The 20,168-nt window shown below is 75.5% G+C and carries 16 protein-coding genes; 2 read left to right on the top strand and 14 right to left on the bottom strand.

Annotated features, from left to right (window positions below; all coding sequences use genetic code 11):
- Position 1: 1 nt before the first annotated feature.
- The 8 genes from ACZ4MO_RS14860 to ACZ4MO_RS14825 all read right to left on the bottom strand — a co-directional run bounded on the left by ACZ4MO_RS14860 (position 2) and on the right by ACZ4MO_RS14825 (position 10,055).
- Complete coding sequence (locus ACZ4MO_RS14860) at positions 2 to 538, bottom strand: hypothetical protein (RefSeq protein ID WP_255437328.1); 537 nt, start codon at positions 536 to 538, stop codon at positions 2 to 4.
- Positions 535 to 1,290: a 4-hydroxy-tetrahydrodipicolinate reductase gene (gene dapB, locus ACZ4MO_RS14855; protein WP_255437338.1), complete on the bottom strand. Its 756-nt coding sequence runs from the start codon at positions 1,288 to 1,290 to the stop codon at positions 535 to 537. Before dapB ends, ACZ4MO_RS14860 begins: the two co-directional genes overlap by 4 nt.
- A gap of 207 nt (positions 1,291 to 1,497) precedes the next feature.
- Positions 1,498 to 2,829, bottom strand: a complete 1,332-nt coding sequence (locus ACZ4MO_RS14850; protein WP_175009585.1) for an insulinase family protein — start codon at positions 2,827 to 2,829, stop codon at positions 1,498 to 1,500.
- Between the two features lies 1 nt (position 2,830).
- A complete protein-coding gene (locus tag ACZ4MO_RS14845; RefSeq protein ID WP_074810005.1) occupies positions 2,831 to 5,056 on the bottom strand; it encodes a polyribonucleotide nucleotidyltransferase in 2,226 nt (741 codons plus the stop codon).
- A gap of 311 nt (positions 5,057 to 5,367) precedes the next feature.
- Entirely contained in the window at positions 5,368 to 5,637 is a 270-nt protein-coding gene (gene rpsO / locus ACZ4MO_RS14840; protein WP_021479897.1) for a 30S ribosomal protein S15, read from the bottom strand.
- A gap of 153 nt (positions 5,638 to 5,790) precedes the next feature.
- Complete coding sequence (locus tag ACZ4MO_RS14835; RefSeq protein WP_175009586.1) at positions 5,791 to 7,737, bottom strand: peroxidase family protein; 1,947 nt, start codon at positions 7,735 to 7,737, stop codon at positions 5,791 to 5,793.
- Positions 7,738 to 8,043: 306 nt separating this feature from the next.
- Positions 8,044 to 8,682: a response regulator transcription factor gene (locus ACZ4MO_RS14830; RefSeq protein ID WP_074810003.1), complete on the bottom strand. Its 639-nt coding sequence runs from the start codon at positions 8,680 to 8,682 to the stop codon at positions 8,044 to 8,046.
- The gene (locus ACZ4MO_RS14825; protein WP_255437329.1) at positions 8,679 to 10,055 is read right to left on the bottom strand and encodes a sensor histidine kinase; all 1,377 of its coding nucleotides are present in this window, start codon (positions 10,053 to 10,055) and stop codon (positions 8,679 to 8,681) included. Before ACZ4MO_RS14825 ends, ACZ4MO_RS14830 begins: the two co-directional genes overlap by 4 nt.
- 217 nt (positions 10,056 to 10,272) lie before the next feature.
- On the opposite strand from ACZ4MO_RS14825, the gene ACZ4MO_RS14820 reads away from it, so the two are divergent.
- Complete coding sequence (locus tag ACZ4MO_RS14820) at positions 10,273 to 11,400, top strand: ABC transporter permease (RefSeq protein ID WP_175009587.1); 1,128 nt, start codon at positions 10,273 to 10,275, stop codon at positions 11,398 to 11,400.
- A gap of 41 nt (positions 11,401 to 11,441) precedes the next feature.
- Positions 11,442 to 12,194 (top strand): ATP-binding cassette domain-containing protein, encoded by a 753-nt coding sequence (locus ACZ4MO_RS14815; protein ID WP_175009588.1) that lies wholly within the window; start codon positions 11,442 to 11,444, stop codon positions 12,192 to 12,194.
- A gap of 19 nt (positions 12,195 to 12,213) precedes the next feature.
- Here the strand turns inward: ACZ4MO_RS14815 and ACZ4MO_RS14810 are convergent, their stop codons facing one another.
- From ACZ4MO_RS14810 to infB, 6 genes are all read right to left on the bottom strand, one after another.
- A complete protein-coding gene (locus ACZ4MO_RS14810; protein WP_175009589.1) occupies positions 12,214 to 13,767 on the bottom strand; it encodes a DUF6297 family protein in 1,554 nt (517 codons plus the stop codon).
- Positions 13,768 to 13,769: 2 nt separating this feature from the next.
- On the bottom strand, positions 13,770 to 14,462 hold the full coding sequence (locus tag ACZ4MO_RS14805; protein WP_175009590.1) for an ATP-binding cassette domain-containing protein: 693 nt from the start codon (positions 14,460 to 14,462) through the stop codon (positions 13,770 to 13,772).
- A gap of 2 nt (positions 14,463 to 14,464) precedes the next feature.
- Positions 14,465 to 15,499, bottom strand: a complete 1,035-nt coding sequence (locus ACZ4MO_RS14800) for a bifunctional riboflavin kinase/FAD synthetase (RefSeq protein WP_175009591.1) — start codon at positions 15,497 to 15,499, stop codon at positions 14,465 to 14,467.
- 153 nt (positions 15,500 to 15,652) lie between these two features.
- Positions 15,653 to 16,633, bottom strand: coding sequence for a tRNA pseudouridine(55) synthase TruB (gene truB, locus ACZ4MO_RS14795; RefSeq protein WP_175009592.1), 981 nt, complete (start codon positions 16,631 to 16,633; stop codon positions 15,653 to 15,655).
- Between the two features lie 4 nt (positions 16,634 to 16,637).
- The gene (gene rbfA, locus ACZ4MO_RS14790; RefSeq protein ID WP_175009593.1) at positions 16,638 to 17,090 is read right to left on the bottom strand and encodes a 30S ribosome-binding factor RbfA; all 453 of its coding nucleotides are present in this window, start codon (positions 17,088 to 17,090) and stop codon (positions 16,638 to 16,640) included.
- 183 nt (positions 17,091 to 17,273) lie between these two features.
- Entirely contained in the window at positions 17,274 to 20,135 is a 2,862-nt protein-coding gene (infB, locus tag ACZ4MO_RS14785) for a translation initiation factor IF-2 (protein WP_175009594.1), read from the bottom strand.
- Positions 20,136 to 20,168: the final 33 nt, after the last annotated feature.

Raw genomic sequence — 20,168 nt, 5'->3', positions numbered from 1 at the left:
GTCAGGCCCGACGACGCGCGCGGTAGAGCGCCGCGGCCTTGCGCAGCGCCTCCCGGGCGCGGCGGCGGTCGCGCGCCGCGTCGTACGCGAACGCGAGGTGGTACCACGCCTCCCAGCTCGTGGGGTCGGCGTCGACCGCGTCGCGGTACGGGCCGAAGGCCGCGTCCGCGGCCTCGCGGTCGATCCGGCCGCCCGGCGAGCGCGGCAGGTCGTCGACCGGCAGGCGGCCGCGGCCCGCGAGGTCGTCGGCCATGCGCTGCACGGTGCCGGCGAGCAGGAACTCGCGCCCGACCAGGCCGACGACGAGCAGCGGCAGCACGAGCACGCCGGCCCCGATCGCCATGGCGACGGGCTCGCCCGTGCCGATGAGGGCCGCGGAGCGTCCCGCGACCTGCCACACGTACAGCGCGAGCAGGAGGGTGACGAGGACCGCGCCGACGATCGCCTTCCACGGGCGCCCGGAACGCGACGGCACGCGCGACCCGCCGTCCCCGGGTCCGGGGGCGTCCGGGCCGGCGGGTCCGCCGGGCACGCTCATGCGAGGTCCAGCACGTTCTCGAGGCCGACGGTCAGCCCGGGCCGGCCCACGACCTCGCGGACGGCGAGCAGGACGCCCGGCATGAACGAGACCCGGTCGAACGAGTCCTGCCGGATCACGAGCTGCTCGCCCGCGTTGCCGAAGAGGATCTCCTCGTGCGCGACGAGCCCGCGCAGCCGGACCGCGTGCACGCGCACGCCGTCGACGTCGGCACCGCGCGCCTCCCAGCCCGCCTCGGTCGCGTCCGGGCTCGCCGCGAGACCGGCGTCGGCCCGCGCGGCGGCGATCGCCGCGGCGGTGTGCCGGGCAGTGCCCGACGGTGCGTCGACCTTGTCCGGGTGGTGGAGCTCGATCACCTCGGCCGACTCGAAGTACCGTGCGGCCTTGGCGGCGAACGTCATCGCGAGGACGGCGGAGAGCCCGAAGTTGGGCGCGATGAGCACGCCGAGCCCCGGTGCGCCGGCCGCGGCGGCGCGCCCGAGGTGCGCGACGACGCGCCCGCGGCTCTCCTCCGTCCAGCCCGTGGTCCCGACGACCGCGTGCACGCCCGCGTCGATCAGCGCGTGGACGTTCGCCTCGGTCGCGGACGGGACGGTGAAGTCGACGGCGACGTCCGCGCCGCCGAGCGTCGCGGTGGCGACCTCGTCGCCCGCGTCGAGGCGCGCGACGAGCTCGAGGTCCGCGGCGCCCTCGACGGCGGCGCAGACGGTCGCGCCCATGCGCCCGGCGGCGCCCAGGACGGCGACCCGCAGCGGGCGGCCGGGCTCCCTGCCGGGGGCGGTCGGGGCGGGATCGGGCGCGGGGGTGCTCTGCTCGCTCACGCCCGTCACCCTATCGCCGGAGCACGGGCCGACCGGCGCCTCGTCCACCGCACCGGGCAGTGGGTCTGCCCACAGCACGACGGCGGCCGCCCTCCGCGAGGAGGACGGCCGCCGCGAGACGCCGTGGGAGGCGAGGTGTCAGTCGCCGAACGGACCGACGCGCACCACGGAGCGCGGCCGCGACGCGAGGTCGTCGGCGAGCTTCTGCACGTCGTCGGTCGTGACGGAGCGGATCGCGTCGAGCGACTCCTCGACGCTCAGGAGCTCCCCGTAGACGAGCTCGGCCTTGCCGAGCCGGCTCATGCGCGAGCCGGAGTCCTCGAGGCCGAGGACCATGCCGCCCGAGAGCTGGCCGATGCTGCGGTCGAGCTCGGCGCCCGTGATGCCGTCGGCCGCGAGGCGGTCGAGCTCGCTGTGCAGGAGCGCGGTCACCTCGTCCACCTTCGACGGCGCGCACCCGGCGTAGAGGCCGAACGTGCCGATGCCGCCGTGGCCGGACGCGAACGAGTAGGTCGAGTACGCGAGGCCGCGCCGCTCGCGGATCTCCTGGAAGAGGCGCGAGCTCATGCCGCCGCCGAGGACGGCGCTCAGCACGGAGAGCGTGAAGCGGCGGTCGTCCGTCGCGGCCAGGCCGGTGCCGCCGATGACGACGTTCGCCTGCTCGACGGCCCGGCGGACCGACAGCTCGACGCTCGCCGATCCGAGGCCCGCCAGGGCCGGGTCCACGGGGTCGCGGCGTGCCCGGGGCGCGCCCGACGCGTCGAGCGCCCAGCCACCGTCGTGCAGCGCCCGGCCCACCTGGTCGACGAGCGTGTCGTGGTCGACGCCGCCCGCCGCCGCGACGACGAGCGTCTCGGGGCGGTAGTGCCAGCGGTAGTGCTCCCACACGGCGTCCCGGGGCACGGCGTTGATCGTGTCCGGGGTGCCGCCGATCGGCCGACCCAACGGGTGCCCGGCGAGGACCGCCGCGGCGAACTCCTCGTGCACGACGTCCGAGGGGTCGTCGTCGTTCATCGCGAGCTCTTCGAGGATCACGCCGCGCTCGGTCTCGAGCTCGTCGGGGTCCAGGCGCGCGGAGGTCACCATGTCGGTGATGACGTCGACCGCCATGGGGAGGTCGGCGTCGAGCACGCGCGCGTAGTAGCACGTGTGCTCCTTGCCGGTCGCCGCGTTGGCCTCGCCGCCGACGGCGTCGAACGCCTCGGCGATGTCCATCGCGGAGCGGCGGGCCGTGCCCTTGAACAGCAGGTGCTCGAGGAAGTGCGTCGACCCGAAGTGGCCGTCGGTCTCGTCGCGCGAGCCGACGCCGACCCACGCGCCCACCGTCGCCGAGCGCAGGCCCGGCATCGACTCGGTGAGCACGCGGACCCCGCCGGGCAGGACGGAGCGACGGATCGTCGCGCCGTCCTGCCCGGCGGTCAGCTCGGCCCCGGCGTCACCCGCCGGGACGAGCGGAAGGTCCCACGGCACGTCAGGCGTCCGCGTCCTCGGTCGCGGGAGCGTCGGCCGGAGCCTCGTCCTCGACCACGGCGTGCAGCGAGAGCTTGCCGCGCGGGTCGATCTCGCCGATCTCGACCTGGACCTTCTGGCCGATGGACAGCACGTCCTCGACGTTCTCGACGCGCTTGCCGCCCACGAGCTTGCGGATCTGGCTGATGTGCAGCAGACCGTCCTTGCCCGGGGAGAGCGAGATGAACGCGCCGAACGACGTCGTCTTGACGACCGTGCCGACGAAGCGCTCGCCGATCTCCGGGACGTGCGGGTTGGCGATCGCGTTGATCGCCGCGCGGGCGGCCTCGGCCGACGGGCCGTCGACGGCGCCGATGTACACGGTGCCGTCGTCCTCGATGGAGATGTCCGCGCCCGTCTCCTCCTGGATCTGGTTGATCATCTTGCCCTTGGGGCCGATGACCTCGCCGATCTTGTCGACCGGCACCTTCACGGAGATGACACGCGGGGCGTTCGGGGACATCTCGTCGGGCACGTCGATGGCCTCGGCGAGCACGTCGAGGATCGTCAGGCGCGCGTCGCGCGCCTGGGTCAGCGCACCGGCGAGCACCGAGGCGGGGATGCCGTCGAGCTTGGTGTCGAGCTGGATGGCCGTGACGAACTCGCGCGTGCCGGCGACCTTGAAGTCCATGTCGCCGAACGCGTCCTCGGCCCCGAGGATGTCGGTGAGCGCCGCGTAGCGGGTCTCACCGTCCACCGTGTCGGAGATGAGGCCCATCGCGATGCCCGCGACGGGGGCGCGCAGCGGCACGCCCGCGTTGAGGAGCGAGAGGGTCGAGGCGCACACGGAGCCCATCGACGTCGAGCCGTTGGAGCCGAGGGCCTCGGACACCTGGCGGATCGCGTAGGGGAACTCCTCGCGGCTCGGCAGCACCGGCACGAGCGCACGCTCGGCGAGCGCGCCGTGACCGATCTCGCGGCGCTTCGGGCTGCCGACGCGGCCGGTCTCGCCGGTCGAGTACGGCGGGAAGTTGTAGTTGTGCATGTAGCGCTTGCGCGTCTCCGGACCGAGCGAGTCGATCTGCTGCTCCATGCGGAGCATGTTCAGCGTGGTGACGCCCATGATCTGCGTCTCGCCACGCTCGAAGAGCGCGGAGCCGTGCACGCGCGGCAGCACCTCGACCTCGGCCGACAGGGTGCGGATGTCCGCGAGCCCACGGCCGTCGATCCGCACGCCGTCGGTGAGCACGCGCTGGCGCACGAGCTTCTTCTGGAGCGAGCGGTACGCGGCGGAGAGCTCCTTCTCGCGGCCGTCGAACCCGGCCTGGAGCTTGCCCACCATCTCGTTCTTGATCTCGTCGAGACGGTTCTCCCGGTCCTGCTTGTCCGCGATGGCGAGCGCCTCGCGCAGGTCCGTCGCGACCTCGGCCTCGACCGCGGCGAACGCGTCGTCCTGGTAGTCCAGGAAGACCGGGTACTCCTTGACGGGCTTCGCGGCCTGCGCCGCGAGCGCCGACTGCGCGTCGCACAGCGCCTTGATGAACGGCTTGGCCGCCTCGATGCCCTCGGCGACGACCTCCTCGGTCGGCGCGGCCACGCCCTCGTCCTTGACGAGGCCCCAGGCGCCGTCGGTCGCCTCGGCCTCGATCATCGCGATCGCGACGTCGTCGCCGACGACGCGGCCGGCCACGACCATGTCGAAGACCGCGCGCTCCTTGTCGGAGTACTTGGGGAACGCGACCCACTGGCCGTCGACCAGCGCGATGCGGACCGCGCCGACCGGGCCGGAGAACGGCAGGCCGGAGATCTGGGTCGACGCCGACGCGGCGTTGATCGCGAGCGTGTCGTACGCGTCGTCCGGGTGGAGCGCGAGGACCGTGATGACGACCTGGACCTCGTTGCGCAGGCCCTTGACGAAGAGCGGGCGCAGCGGGCGGTCGATGAGGCGGCACGCGAGGATCGCGTCCGTCGAGGGACGACCCTCGCGGCGGAAGAACGAGCCGGGGATGCGGCCCGCGGCGTACATGCGCTCCTCGACGTCCACCGTCAGGGGGAAGAAGTCGAACTGCTCCTTCGGGTGCTTGCCGGCCGTCGTGGCCGACAGGAGCATCGTCTCGTCGTCGAGGTACGCGGCGACGGAGCCGGCGGCCTGACGGGCGAGGCGCCCGGTCTCGAACCGGACGGTGCGGGTGCCGAAGCGACCGTTGTCGATCGTGGCCTCGGCGAACTGGATCTCGGGACCCTCCACGGGTGCCCTCCCTTTCTCGAAGCGCCGCCCGGGTAGCCCTGTCGAGGGTTCCGGTCCGTGCCCCGGCGCGTGGCGCAGGGGCTCCGGTCGCACTCGACGCTCGGCGGTCTTCGATCGAGGTCCACGGCGGTTCCCGCACCGGCGCCGTCCGAGGACGGTGCCGAGGGGGTCCGTGAGCCACTACCGAGGACCGAACGAGAGGCCGGCGGCGCGGTGGGTGGTGTGCGGCTGGTGGTGCTCAGCCGGGGTGTGACGGGTACATCACACCAGACCAGCCCGGTCCCCGCAGGGACCGGGCTGGCGGTGTCGTGTCAGCGACGCAGACCGAGGCGCTCGATGAGGCTCCGGTAGCGGTTGATGTCGACCTTCTGCAGGTAGCCGAGCAGGCGACGGCGCTGGCCGACGAGGAGGAGCAGACCACGACGGCTGTGGTGGTCGTGCTTGTGCTCCTTGAGGTGCTCGGTGAGGTCCTTGATGCGCTGCGTGAGGAGCGCGACCTGGACCTCGGGCGAACCGGTGTCGCCCTCGCTCGTCGCGTACTCGGTCATGATGCGCTGCTTCGTGGCAGTGTCGAGCGGCACGGTTCTCCTTCGGGTTCGTTGCGCGGTGCACCGGGACGGATCTCCCGGGCTCTCTCTGTCCGCGGCCGGTCAGACGGCGCATCCACCCTACCAAACGGACGCGCCGTCGTCGGCCGCGACCCCGGCCCGCCCGGCCGGAGCGCGCGACCCGCCTCAGGGGGCGCCGTCGTGCCCGGCCGTGCCGTCACCGCGGAACCGGCCCGTGGCGTCGGGCAGCACCCCGGCGAACCGGAGCAGGTCCGGCAGCGTGAGGACGAGCGACCCGTCCTCGAAGTGCACGCCCTGCGCGGGCGTCCAGTGGTTGCTCGTGCGCACGTACGACGTGTCGTCCTGCCGCAGCAGGTACACGAACGTCTCCGCGAGCACGCGGCTGCCGACCTCGCCGAGGAAGCTGCCGTCGCCCTGGAGCTCGGCCTCCTTGAGGACGTAGTACCACAGCGGGGTGCCGCCGTGGTCGCCGTCCCGCAGGGCCGCGAGCGCCTGCTTCACGTCGTCCCCCGCCCGGTCCTCGAGCTGGGCCGGGGTGAGCGGGATGACGCCGAACGCCGCGGCGACGGCCTCGCCCGTGGGCAGGGCGAGCATGTACCCGCGCAGCAGGTTGCGCTGCGCGAGCTGCTTCTGGAGCGCGCTCGCGACGAGCTGGGCCGGCGTGTGCGCCGGCGCCTCGGGCGGCAGGTTCCCCTCCTTGACCATGGTGCCCAGGCTGGGTGCGAGGAACGTGTCGATCTTCTCGGCCGCACGGAACGTGCGCGGGTCGCCCTTGTCGACGAACCGCGCCCACTCGATCGGCCAGTTCGACGGCAGGACAGGCGTGCCCTGCGGTCCCGGGCGCAGGCTGCCGCCGTTCCCCGTGAACTGGAAGAGCTGGGTCAGGCTCGCGTTCGCGGGCGGCGGGCCCGTGAAGTTGACGTTGAAGTCGTAGGAGTCGCGGATCATCGAGTGCCCGAACCGGAACGCCGCGACCGCGAACTCGAGCGGCATGGAGATCGGGTACCGGGGCCGGAAGAACGACGTGTCGCGCAGGAGCGTCGCGTCGAGCACGCCCGGCGTGGTGAGGGTACGCAGGTAGTCGTTGACCACGAGCCACTGGTAGTGCCACCGCACGAGCTGGCTCGCGCGCTCGAACACGCCGCGCTCCCCGCCCGTGTGCCGGGTCCAGGGCTCGACGTCGTCCACCCAGTCCACGACGGCGTTGTGGAACCGGATCATCGCGAGGTGGAGCTGGGCGACCACGAGGTTCTCGTCGTTGCGCCCGTCCGGGATCAGCGGTGCGCCGCCGTCGTCGCGCGGCAGGTCGCGCTGCGCGTCGTCGCCGGGTGCCACGAGCGAGAACGAGGGGCCGCCCGGTATGACGAGCGGCTCGGTCGAGATGCGGCCGAGCCGCAGCTTCGCCGAGCCCGGCACGTACGACGCCTCGCTGCGCGTCGTGCGGTAGCCTCGCTCGCCCTCGAACCGCGGCCCGCTGCCGTACAGGGAGTCGAGGTTGAGCGCCGGGTGGCGACCGTTGTGGAGCGAGCGGACCACGACCCACGGCGCGAACACCTGGAAGGGCACCGCGTCGACGTCGCCGAGCGCCTGGTCCCCGTCCCGGCCCGCCGTCGTGTCGGGTCCGTTGGTGTTGAGCGTGATGTCGTGGTCGATGAACTGGCCCCAGTACGTGTACACGGCCGGCACGTGCGAGTCGAGGCTGCGCGGCGGCTGCCCGGGCGGGGTGACCGGCCGGGCGACCATCGCGGCCCCGAGCGTCTTCAGCGCGGCGACGGTCGCGGTCGTCGCGCCGTTCCCGACCGGGAGGTGGAACCACGGGAAGCGCTCGGCGAGCTGCGGGAACAGGTAGTCGAACGCGGTCGTGGAGTCGTACCGGTGGTGCTCGAGGTCCCGTGCCACGGCGGCCTCGGCCGCGGGCAGGAGCGGTGCGTCCGACTCCGCCGGGTCGACGTCCGCGTCGGTCGCGACCTCGTCGGGGACGACGGCCGACCCGTGCCCGACGCTGCGGACGGTCCGGCCGACCGGGGTGGACGCCTGGTCGACGGCGTCGGGGGCGACGTCGTCGACGACGGTCTCGGCGACGGGTGTCGCCGCGTGCTGCTGAGCCTCCATGGCTCTGCCCTCTCTGTCGGAGGTCTTCGTGCGGCCCGCGCGGCGAGCCGCCGGCGTCCCCGCGGGCGTGCGCGCGCGGGGACGGGTGCGACCGCCCCCGGGCCGCAGCCCGGGGACCGCGCGGCCGCCTGGGCGCCGTGCACGACGGCGCCGCTCACCCGGAGGGAGGGCCCGGCGCGGGTGTCGTGACACGGCCGGGCAGCGCCCGGAGGACGGCGCGGTGACGGGCTCGAGGACCGTCTCGACGACGCCCGCACGGCGCGCCGGGCGAGGACCCCGCGGACGCGCCGCGGCGGCTCGGCGGGCTCAGCCCCGCAGGAGCCCGCGGCGCCGGGCCTCGGCGACGGCCGCCGTGCGCGACGGCGCACCGAGCTTGTCGTAGACGTGCACGAGGTGCGTCTTCACGGTCGCGCGCGAGAGGAACAGCTCGTGCGCGATCTCGTCGTTCGTGCGCCCCTCGGCGACGAGCGCGAGCACCTCGAGCTCGCGCGCGGTGAGCGCGGTGCCCGGGCTGCGCAGCCGGCCGAGCAGCCGGCGCTGCACCGCGGGCCCGAGGGCGACCTCGCCCGCCGCGGCAGCGCGCACGGCCGCGACGAGCTCGTGGGTCGGCGCGTCCTTGAGCAGGTAGCCGCGAGCGCCCGCCTCGACCGCGGCGAGGATGTCGGCGTCCGCGTCGTAGGTCGTGACGACGAGCACGGGCGGACCGTCCGTCGCGACGATCTCGCGGACCGCGTCCACGCCCCCGAGGCGCCCGGGGCCGAACTGCAGGTCGAGCAGCACGACGTCGGCCCGCAGCCCGGCGCGCAGCCGCGCGAGCAGCTCCTCGGCCGAGCCGACCTCGGCGACGACCCGCACGTCCGGCTCGGCCTCCAGCACGGCGCGCAGGCCGGTCCGCACGACGGGGTGGTCGTCCGCGAGGACGACGTCCACCGCAGGGCCGGTCATCGATCCTCCTCGGTGCTGGTCGGGTCGTCGGTCGTCGCCGCGAGGGGCACCCACGCGACCACCGCCGTGCCGGCGCCCGGGGCGGACTCCACGGACAGCGTGCCCCCGAGGTCCGCGACCCGCGCGCGCATGGCGCCCAGCCCGAAGCCGCCCGGCCGGTCCGCCGTCGGCGCGGGGACGGCGTCCGGGTCGAAGCCGCGCCCGTCGTCGACCACGTCGAGCGCGACCGCGTCGTCCCCCGGCCCGCTGCCCGCGAGGAAGCTCACGGTGACGGCGGCGCGCGTCGCACCGGCGTGCCGCTCGACGTTGGCGAGCGCGGACTGCGCGACGCGCAGCAGCGCGGCCTCGACCTCCGTCGGCAGCGGGACGGGCTCGCCGCTGACCCGCACGACGACGAGCGGGCCGCCCTCGGCGGCCCGGGCGGACGCACGGTCCGCGACGCGGCGCAGGGCCCCGACGAGGTTCGACGACGCGAGGTCGGCGGGAGCCAGCGCCCGGACCACGCGGCGCGCCTCGGCGAGGTTGTGCCGCGCGACCTCGCGCGTCTGCTCGACGTACCCGCGCGCCGTCGCCGGGTCGCCCGCGTCGAGCGCGGTCCGCGCCGCGCGCAGGAGCAGCTCGGCGGACGAGAAGCCCTGGGCGAGCGTGTCGTGGATCTCGCGCGCGAGGCGCTCGCGCTCGGCCGCCACGGCCCGCTCCCGCTCCGACACCGCGAGCTCGTCGCGGGTGCGCACGAGCTCGTCGAGCGTGCGCTGGCGCTCCTGCGACTCCCGGACGACGGCCTCGAGCGCGAGCACGACGACCACCGCCACGGCCCCGCCGATGGCCGGCCCGAGCACGAACGGCAGCGCGACGCGCGCGGTCCACACGGCCATGACGCCCACGACGAGCACGACGACCACCACGACCGCGACGGGGCCCCGGCGCGGGCCGAGGACGTGCATCGCGACGAACATCAGAGGGAACGCGACCCAGACGGCGGTCGTCGAGACGAGCGACAGCCCGACCCAGAGGGCCACGAGGCCGGTCACCCACGCCCCCGCGGGCCACCACGCACCGCGCGGCGCGCGCACGTCGACGGGCACGGGGACGCGCCGTCGGCCCAGGACGTACAGGGCGAGCAGCGACGCGCCCAGCAGCACGGCGCCCACGCCCCGCGCCGTCGACGTGACGAGCGCGCCCGCGACCGCGAGCGCGACCAGCCCGACGAGCAGCACGTCCAGGCCCCGCCGCAGCCACCGCGTCGCGGCCGGCACGACCGGCGCGGCACGCCCCGCCGGCACCGAGCGGTCCGCCGGTACCGCGTCGCCTGCCGGCGCCGTGCGGCCGACGGGCGCGGCAGGCACGGCGGGCTCGGGTCCGGGCGAGGTCACGCCGTCACCCTAGCCACGGCGACGCGGCCCGGCATCGTCCGAACGGTCGATCCGAGGCTCGTCCCTGCGGCGCCGCAGGACCGGTCGCACCGGTGATCCGCAGGACGCCGTCGCGCGGGACGGTGGACGGGACGTCGGGACGGGTCCTGCCGCGCACGACCGCTCGTGCTCGCGGGGTCGTCCCGCCCCCTGCCCCTCGGACCCCGGAGGTCTCCCCGTGTTCCTCGCCCTGCGCGACCTGCGCCACGCGCGCGGTCGCTTCGCGCTCATGACGGTCGTCGTCGCGCTCATCACGTTCCTCGTCGCGTTCCTCGCGGCGCTCACCGCGGGCCTCGGCCGCGCGAGCACCTCGGCGGTCACCGACCTGCCGGTCGACCGCGTGGTCTTCTCGCCCCCGGAGGAGGGCGCGTCCCCCTCCTTCACCGAGTCCGAGGTGACCGCCGCGCAGACGGACGCCTGGGCCGCCGTCCCCGGCGTCGACGCCGCGGACCCGCTCGGTGTCGCGACCGTGCGCGCGTCGGGTGCGAGCACGGCCGCCGTCACGGCGTTCGGCGTGCACCCCGGTTCCGGGCTCGTCCCCGCCGCCGAGGGCGCCGACGTCGCACCCGGCGCCGTCGTGCTCTCGCGCGGCGCGGCCGACGCGCTCGGCGCGGACGTGGGCGACCAGGTCGACGCCGGGCCGCTCGAGCTGACGGTCTCGGCCGTCGCGGACGTCGAGGCGGACTACTCGCACACCCCGGTCGTCTGGGTGGCCCTCGACGACTGGCAGGCCGTCGGTGCGCGCGGCGGCGCGTCGTCCGACGGGACCGCGACCGACGGCACGGGCGGCGAGGTGGCCACCGTCGTCACCCTGCGGTTCGGCGACGACCCCCCGACCGCGGACGCGCTCGCCGCCACGGACGCGCGCGTCGGGACCGTCACCGCGACGCCGCGCGAGGCGCGCTCGGCCATCTCGTCGTTCACCGCCGAGAACCTCTCGCTGACCCTCATGCAGGTCTTCCTCCTCGCGATCTCCGCGCTCGTCGTCGGCGCCTTCTTCACCGTCTGGACCATCCAGCGGGCGGGAGACGTCGCCGTGCTGCGCGCGCTCGGCGCCTCGACCCGGTACCTGCTGCGCGACGCGATCGGCCAGGCCGGTGTCGTGCTGGGCGTGGGCGTCGGGGTCGGCACCGCGCTCGCGGCCGGCGCGGGACTGCTCGCGTCCCGCGTCATGCCGGTCGTCGTCGACCTCTCGACGACCCTCGTGCCCGCCGTCGTCCTCGTCGTGCTCGGCGGCCTCGGTGGGGTCCTCGCCGTGACGCGCGTGGCGCGCGTCGACCCGCACGCGGCGCTCGCGGCCCGCTGACCTCGCCCTCTCTCGCCCGTACCGACCCTCAGGAGCTCCCCGTGGACCTCGTCCTCGACCGTGTCCGTCTCACCTACCCCGACGGCGACGGCGTCCTCGTCGCCGTCGACGACGTCTCCCTCACCGTGCCCTCGGGCACCACGACGGCGCTGCTCGGCCCGTCCGGCGCCGGCAAGTCCAGCCTGCTCGCCGTCGCGGCGACGCTCACGCCGCCGACGTCGGGCGTCGTGCGGGTGGGGCCCGACGTCGTCAGCGCACCGCTCGACGCCGATCCCGACGCCGCGCCCGGGAACGCGTCCGGACCGCGCGGTCGTCGGCGCGCGCGCCGCGCGGCGGACCGGGCGGCGGCGCTGCGCCGCGAGCGCATCGGGCTCGTGTTCCAGCAGCCGCAGCTCGTCGCGTCGCTCACCGTGCTCGAGCAGCTCGAGCTCATGAGCCACCTGCGGGGCCGCTCCCCCGCGTCACGCCGGGCGCACGCGCTGGAGCTGCTCGACGCCGTCGGGGTCGCCGACCGCGCGGACCGCCGACCCGAGCACCTCTCGGGCGGGCAGCGCCAGCGCGTCGCGGTCGCCCGCGCGCTCATGAACGACCCCGAGGTGCTCCTCGTGGACGAGCCGACGTCGGCGCTCGACCACGAGCGGGGTGTGCAGGTGGTGGAGCTGGTCGTGCGGCTCGCGCGCGACCTCGACGCCGCGACGCTGCTCGTCTCGCACGACGAGGCGACGCTCGACCCGGTCGACGCCCGGGTCCACCTCGCGGACGGCCGCCTCGTCCCGGCGCCCGCGACGGCCTGACGGCGCACCCACGCTCGGGTCAGCGCACCGCGCGCACCCGGGTCGCGACCGCGACCCCCACGACGGCGGCCAGCGCCTGGGCCGCCACGACGCCCCACCCGGCGGTGCCGACGAGCAGGGCGACCCCCAGCGGGACCGCGCCGAGCACCGCGACGTCGGGTCCTTTGCGCAGCACGGCCGCGGCGCCCGTCGGCAGGCCGCCGGAGGGCGTCGCGAGCAGTGGCCCGCCCCAGTCCGGCGGCTCGCGGTAGGCGCTGCGCACCGCTGCGGCGCCCTGCACGACCGCCGTGAGCACCGCGACCGCGAGCCACCGTGCGTCGCCCGTCGCCACCGCGAGCGGCGCCGTGCCGGCGGCGAGGCACGCCGTCGCGGTGAGCGTCGGGACGACGCCGCGCGCGAGCCGCGTCCACCGCGCGCGGAGCGGCACGAGCGCGTCGACGACGGGAGCCATCTCCGCCGTGCGCGCCCCTTCCGCACCGAGCACCGCCGCACCGAGGCCCGCGGCGACGAGCAGGACGAAGAGACCGAAGCCCGAGCCCAGGCCGGGCACCTGCTGCGCGACGACCGAGAGGGCGGCGAGACCGACGAGCTGCGCGAGCGCCGACGGGCTGCGGCCCAGCAGCACGAGGTCGGCCGCGACCACCGCGCCGACAGGACCCCGCACGGCCGCGAACCGGCGCGGCCGACGGACGCGGAACCGCGCGGCGCCGGCCCGGCGCAGGGCCCGGCCGAGGTCGCGCGTGTCGAAGGACAGCACGGCCCCGCCCACCTGGTCCGCGACCGCGCTCTGCGCGCGCAGCACCGTCGCGCCGAGGGACTCCAGCCCGCGCCACCACCGCAGCACGAGCAGCGCCGCGACGACGAGCAGGCCGAGCACGACGACGAGCGGCGCGTCGAGCGACGGGAGACCGGAGCGCCCGGCAACGACGAGCGCGAGGCCTGCGACCGGGACGGCCGCGACCGCGACGTCGCTCGCCCGCGCGAGCAGCCCGGCGGCGCGGGCCGACGGCTGGGCGAGCCCCGCGACGGCGACGAGGAGCAGGCCCAGGGCGCCGCCGGTCGCGCCGGCCCGCAGCGCGGGCAGCGCGTCCAGCCCGGCGGCGACCGCGACGACGGCGCTCCCCAGCGTGCCGAGCACGGCCCCCAGCACGACGGCGCGCCCGAACGACGGCGACAGGAGCCCCCGACGGTCGGCGGGCGTCGGCACCCACCAGCGCACCCCGCCCCCGCCTGCGCCGACCGGGCCCAGGCGCACGGCGGTGCCCGTGAGGAACGCGAGCAGCGCCGTCGTCCCGAGCGCCTGGAGGGCCCCCGGCCCCAGCACGGGCGGCCCGCCGGTCGGCACGGTGGTCGGCACGGTGGTCGCGAGCGTCGAGCGCAGCATCGAGGCGAGGCCGACGACCCAACCCGTCGCGAGCGCGACGGACACCACGGCGTAGGCGACGTCGACGACGATCTCGCCCGGCCCGGCGTCGGCCCGCGCGGCTGCGGCCCGGGCCGTGAGACGGCGCAGCTCGCGGCCGGTCAGCAGCTCGTCCGGGTCGGAGCGCAGCGCGCTCGGTCCGTGCGCCACGGTCAGCGCACCGCCAGGAGCGCCGCGCGGGTGTCGGCCGGGGCGAGCTGGACGCAGCGGTCGTCGCCGACGAGCAGCCCTCGCGCGCCCGTGCGCTCGACGAGCTCCGGGTCGTGCGTGGCGAGGACCACGGCCACGCCGCTGCGCGCGTCCTCGACGAGCAGCGCCGCGAGACGCTCCCGCATCCCCGGGTCGAGCCGCTGCTCCGGCTCGTCGAGCACGAGCAGCTCGCGGGGCCGCACGAAGCCGGAGGCGAGCAGGAACCGTCGTCGCTGCCCGGAGGAGAGCGCCGACGGGAGCGACCTGCCCTGCTCGGCGATCCCGAACCGGTCGAGGAGCTCGTCCACGACCGCCCCGGCTCCCGGCACGCCGTGCCCCCGCGCGACGAGGACGAGGTGCTCGCGGACCGTGAGCGCCGGGAAGAACGCGTCGTCGTCGAGCACGCCCGCGACGCGCGCCCGGAAGTCGCGCTCGCGCTCGTCCACGTCGCGCCCGAACGCGCGCACCGCACCGCCCAGCGGCGCCTGGAGGCCGAGCAGCGTGCGCAGGAGGGTCGACTTGCCGCTGCCGTTGGCGCCGATCACCACGACCAGCTCGCCCGGGCCCACGGAGAGGTCGACGGGCGCGCACACCGCGACGTCCGCGTAGCCGACGCGCAGCGCGCGCGCCTCGAGCACGGGCGCCTGGGCGGCCACGGTCAGGCGCCCGGGGTCGTCGCGCCCGGCTCCCCATCCGGGGCCGCGAGGATCTCCCGGGCGCGCGCGACGTCGTCGTGCATCTGCGCCACGAGCGGCTCGATGCCGTCGAAGCGCAGCGTCGGGCGCAGCCGCTCGACCAGCTCCAGGACCACGTCCTCGTCGTACAGGTCGAGGTCCGCGCGGTCGAGGACATACGCCTCGACCCGGCGCTCGACGCCGTCGAACGTCGGGTTCGTCCCGATCGAGATCGCCGCCGGCAGGCGCACGTCCGCGTGGCGGGGGTCGGCGCCCGCGAGCTGCGGGCGCTCGAGCCAGCCCGCGTAGACGCCGTCGGCCGGGACCATGCCGCTGATCGACCCGAGGTTGGCCGTCGGGAAGCCGAGCTCGCGCCCCCGCGCGTCCCCGTGCACGACGGTGCCGCGCACCCGGTGGGACCGTCCGAGGATGCGGGCCGCCTCGCGCACGTCGCCCGCCGCGAGCAGCGCGCGCACGCCCGTCGACGACCAGCGCACCTGCGAGTCGCCCGGCGTCTCCTCGTCCGTCACCGGCACGCCCTGGTGCTGGCCGACGTCGTCGATCGCCACCACGTCGAAGCCGTAGCGCGTGCCGAGCGCGACCATCGTCTCCATGGTGCCCGCGTTGTCGCGGCCGAAGCGGACGTCGTGCCCGACCACGACCGCGCCCGCGTGCAGGCCGTCGACGAGGTAGGCGCGCACGAACTCCTCCGGCGTCTGCCGTGCGAACTCGAGCGTGTACTCCACGAGCAGGACCGCGTCCAGGCCCGTCGCGGCCAGCAGCTCGACCCGGTCCGCGATGCCCGTGATGAGCTCGGGCGCGCTCTCCGGACGGTGCACGGCCGCGGGGTGCGGGTGGAACGTCACCGCCACGGCGCGCGCGTCGCGCTCGCGCGCGAGGTCGACGATGCGTCCGAGCACCTGGGCGTGCCCGCGGTGGACGCCGTCGAAGTTGCCGATCGTCACGACCGACGGGCCGAAACCCGGGGGAACCTGGCTCAGGTCCGTCCACAGGTGCACGCGAGAACTCCTCAGGTGAGCAGGAAGGCCGCGGGCGCCGCCCGGGGCGGCCACCCGTGCCGACGGGGGGGCGGCGGCGGACCGGACGGGGAGGCACCGGGACCGCGCTGGACAAGACTGCCACGCCCCGGGCACGACGCCGAACCGGACGCGTCAGGCGGGGGCGAGCACGAGGACCGGCCGGGCGAGGTCCTTGCCGCCGCGGCGGGTGTCCTCCACGAGCGCCACGAGCTCGCCCTCCGGGGACATCGCCGCCGTCGTGCCGGGCGTCCCGCTCGCGTCGATCCACTGCCCGTAGGACAGCGCGGTCGCCTGCTCAGGGGTCAGCTCGCGCACGGGGAACGTCGCACGGGCCGCCTGCGCGAGCGGCAGGGTCGCGAGCACGCCGTCGCGGTCCGCCTGGGCCTCGAGCTCCTCGAGCGTCGAGGCGACGTCGAGCCCGTACCCGCCCACCCGCGTGCGCCGCAGCGCCGTCAGGTGGCCGCCGACGCCGAGCGCCGACCCCAGGTCGCGCGCGAGCGCCCGCACGTACGTCCCCGAGGACACGGTCACCCGGACGTCGACGTCGAGCGCGGGCGGCGCGTCGTCGAGGACGCCCTGCTCCCCCGGCGCCACCGGCCGCACGGCGAGCACGTCGAAGCGCGAGACGACGACGGGCCGCGCCGCCAGCGCGACCTCCTCGCCCGCGCGCGCGCGGGCATAGGCGCGCTGCCCGTCGACCTTGATCGCGCTGACCGTGCTCGGCACCTGGAGGATCTCACCGGTGAGGTCCACGACCCCCGCGTCGAGGTCGGCCCGCCCGACGGCGGACGCGTCCGCTCGCGAGAGCACCTCCCCCTCCGCGTCGTCCGTCGTGGTCGCGGCACCGAGCCGGATCGTCGCGTCGTAGTCCTTGTCGGCACCGACGACGTACGTCAGCAGCTTCGTCGCGCGCCCGACCCCGAGCACGAGCACGCCCGTGGCCATGGGGTCGAGCGTGCCCGCGTGGCCGACCTTGCGCGTGCCGGCGAGGCGTCGCCCGCGGCCGACGACGTCGTGGCTCGTCCAGCCGGCGGGCTTGTCGACGACGACGAGACCGTCGGGAGCGACGGGGCGTCGCTCCCGACGGTCCGTCGCGGGCGGGCGTTCGCCCACGCGGTCAGGCCCGCTCGTCGTCGGCGACGGCGTCCGCGTCCTCCGCCGAGCGGTACGGGTCGGCGTCCCCGGCGAACGGCTTGCCCTCGCGCAGGGCGGCGAGCTCGGCGTCGCGCCGGCGGGCCTCGACGAGCGCGGCGTCGAGGTGCGCCGCGGTCTCGGGCACCGAGTCGAGGTGGAACTCGATCGCCGGCGTGAGGCGGATGCCGGTCTGCTTGCCGACCTCCGACCGGATGAGGCCCTTCGCGCTCTCCAGCGCGGCGGCCGTCCCGGCCCGCTCCTCGTCCGTGCCGTAGACGGTGTAGAACACCGAGGCGTTCTGCAGGTCACCCGTGACGCGGACGTCCGTCACCGTGACGAACCCGAGGCGCGGGTCCTTGATCCGGGTGTCGAGCATCTGCGCGACGATCTCCTTGATGCGGTCGGCGAGCTTCCTCGCCCGGGGGTGGTCGACCATGTCTTCTTCCTTTCGTGCCGAGCCTTCCGGCGACGGTCCCGACGACCGTACGTCGAACGGGGCCCACCGGCCGGGTGGGTGGCCGCGGTGGGGTGCTGACGGGTGCGGGTGGTGACGACCGCGGGGTGACGAACGCCCGGGGGCGGCCACGGTGACCGTGACCGCCCCCGGGCGTGACGAGCGTCAGGAGCGCGGCTTCTCGCGCATCTCGAACGTCTCGATGGTGTCGCCGACCTGGAGGTCGTTGAACGAGCCCAGACCGATACCGCACTCGAAGCCCTCGCGGACCTCGGTGGCGTCGTCCTTGAACCGCTTGAGCGACTCGACCGTGAGGTTGTCCCCCACGACCTTGCCGTCGCGCAGGACGCGCGCCTTGGCGTTGCGGCGGATCTCGCCCGACCGGACGATCGAGCCGGCGATGTTGCCGAACTTGGAGGAGCGGAAGATCTCGCGGATCTCCGCCGTGCCCAGCTGGGCCTCCTCGTACTCCGGCTTGAGCATGCCCTTGAGCGCGGCCTCCACGTCCTCGATCGCCTGGTAGATGATCGAGTAGAAGCGGACGTCGACGCCCTCGCGCTCGGCCAGGTCCTCGACGCGCTCGCCGTACTTCACGTTGAAGCCGATGATGATCGCGTTGTCGACCGTCGCGAGGTTGACGTCGTTCTGCGTGATCGCGCCGACACCGCGGTGGATGACGCGCAGCTCGACCTCGTCGCCCACGTCGATCTTGAGCAGCGCGTCCTCGAGCGCCTCGACGGCACCGGACACGTCGCCCTTGAGGACGAGGTTGAGGGTCTCGACCTTGCCCTGCTGGAGGGCCTGCGTGAAGTCCTCGAGGCTGATGCGCTTGCGGCGCTTGGCCAGGAGGGCGGCGCGCTCGGCGGCCTCGCGCTTCTCGGCGATCTGGCGGGCCGTGCGCTCGTCGGGCGCCACGAGGAACGTGTCGCCCGCGCTCGGCACGGACGCGAGACCCAGCACGAGGACCGGACGGGCGGGGCCCGCCTCGGTCACGGCGTTGCCGTGCTCGTCGAACATCGCGCGGACGCGGCCGTGGGCCGTGCCGGCGACGATCGCGTCACCGACGTGCAGCGTGCCGGACTGGACGAGGACGGTCGCGACGGCGCCGCGGCCCTTGTCCAGGTTCGCCTCGATGGCGACGCCGCGTGCGTCCTTGTCGGGGTTCGCACGCAGGTCGAGCGAGGCGTCCGCCGTGAGCAGGACGGCCTCGAGGAGGTCGTCGATGCCCATGTTCTGCTTCGCGGAGACGTCGACGAACATCGTGTCGCCGCCGTACTCCTCGGCCACCAGGTTGTACTCGGTGAGCTGCTGGCGGATCTTGGCCGGGTTGGCCGACTCCTTGTCCACCTTGTTCACCGCGACCACGATCGGGACGTTCGCCGCCTGGGCGTGGTTGAGCGCCTCGATGGTCTGCGGCATCACGCCGTCGTCCGCGGCCACGACGAGGATCGCGATGTCCGTCACCTGGGCACCGCGGGCACGCATGGCGGTGAACGCCTCGTGACCCGGGGTGTCGATGAAGGTGATGGCGCGGTCGACGCCCTCGTGCTCGTGGCGCACCTGGTACGCACCGATGTGCTGGGTGATGCCGCCGGCCTCGCCCGCGACGACGTCCGTCTGGCGGATGGCGTCGAGGAGCTTGGTCTTTCCGTGGTCGACGTGACCCATGACCGTGACGACCGGCGGACGGGCGGCGAGCTCGTCGTCGCCCTCGGCCTCGAGCTCCGCGTCCAGGTCGATGTCGAACGACCCGAGCAGCTCGCGGTCCTCCTCCTCGGCCGAGACCATCTCGATGACGTAGCCGAGCTCGGACGCGAGGGCACCGAACGTGTCCTCGTCGAGCGACTGCGTCGCCGTGGCCATCTCACCGAGGTGGAACAGCACGGTGACGAGGCTCGCGGGGTTCGCGTCGATCTTGTCGGCGAAGTCGTTCAGCGACGAGCCGTGACGCAGCCGCACGACGGTCGAGCCGTTCCCGCGGGGAACCTGCACGCCGCCGAGCGACGGCGCCTGCATCTGCTCGAACTCCTGGCGCTTGGCGCGCTTCGACTTCCGCCCACGGACCGGGCGACCGCCGGCGCGCCCGAAGGCACCCTGCGTGGAGCCACGACCGGCGCCACCGCGGCCACCGCCACCGGGACGGCCGGCGAAGCCGCCGCCACCACCGGGAGCGCCGCCACCGCCGGGACGACCGCCGAAGCCGCCACCACGACCGCCGCCACCGCCACCGGGACGACCACCGGGAGCAGGACGCTCACCGGGACGGCCGATCGAGGTGCGGCCGGGCATCATGCCCGGGTTGGGGCGCGGGCCGCCGGGACGCGGCGCGGGGCGCGGACCGCCCGGACGGGGACCGCCCGAGCGCTCGCCGGACGCGGCCGCCGCACCCTCGGTGCGCTCGGGGCGCGACCCGGGCCGGGGCATGCCCTGGCTCGGGGCGAACGGGTTGTTGCCCGGGCGCGGTGCACCCGGACGCGGGCCACCCTGTCGGGGCATGCCCTGGCTGGTCGCGAACGGGTTGTTCCCCGGACGCGGTGCACCGGGACGTCCGCCCGAGCCACCGGGGCGCGGGGCGGACGCGTTCGTGCCGCCGCCCGGCTTGGGCGAGGCGGTGGGCTTCTGCGCGGGCGCGGGCGTCGGACGCTGCGCCGCGGGAGCCTGGGGTGCCGGCGCCTTCGGGGCCGGAGCCGCGGGCGTGGCGGGTGCCGGAGCCTTCGGGGCCGGCGCAGCCGGCTCGGCGGGGGCCGCGGCCTGCTGGGCCTGCGGAGCCGGCGCGGCCGGCTCGGCCTTGACCTCCGGCTTCGGGGCCGGCTTCGGCGCTGCCGGACGCGCGGCGGGTGCCGCCGCGGGCTTGCTCGCGCCGCCGCCCCCGGCGGGGAAGGCGTCGCGCAGCTTGCGGACCACCGGTGGCTCGATGGTCGAGGATGCCGAGCGGACGAACTCACCGAGCTCCGTCAGCTTGGTCATGATGGTCTTGCTTTCCACCCCGAGCTCCTTCGCGAGCTCGTAGACGCGGACCTTTGCCACAACTCTCCTGTCTCGGCCCGCCCCGGACAGGGA

It is taken from the genome of Sphaerisporangium cinnabarinum (genome assembly GCF_055567015.1).
This window is presented reverse-complemented; position numbering and strand designations above follow the sequence as displayed.

What these genes read in the sequence shown, in the direction of transcription:
- ACZ4MO_RS14830 (WP_074810003.1), bottom strand. Translation starts at nt 8,682, where the DNA reads ATGACCGGCCCTGCGGTGGACGTCGTCCTCGCGGACGACCACCCCGTC.
- ACZ4MO_RS14860 (WP_255437328.1), bottom strand. Translation starts at nt 538, where the DNA reads ATGAGCGTGCCCGGCGGACCCGCCGGCCCGGACGCCCCCGGACCCGGG.
- ACZ4MO_RS14835 (WP_175009586.1), bottom strand. Translation starts at nt 7,737, where the DNA reads ATGGAGGCTCAGCAGCACGCGGCGACACCCGTCGCCGAGACCGTCGTC.
- rbfA (WP_175009593.1), bottom strand. Translation starts at nt 17,090, where the DNA reads ATGGTCGACCACCCCCGGGCGAGGAAGCTCGCCGACCGCATCAAGGAG.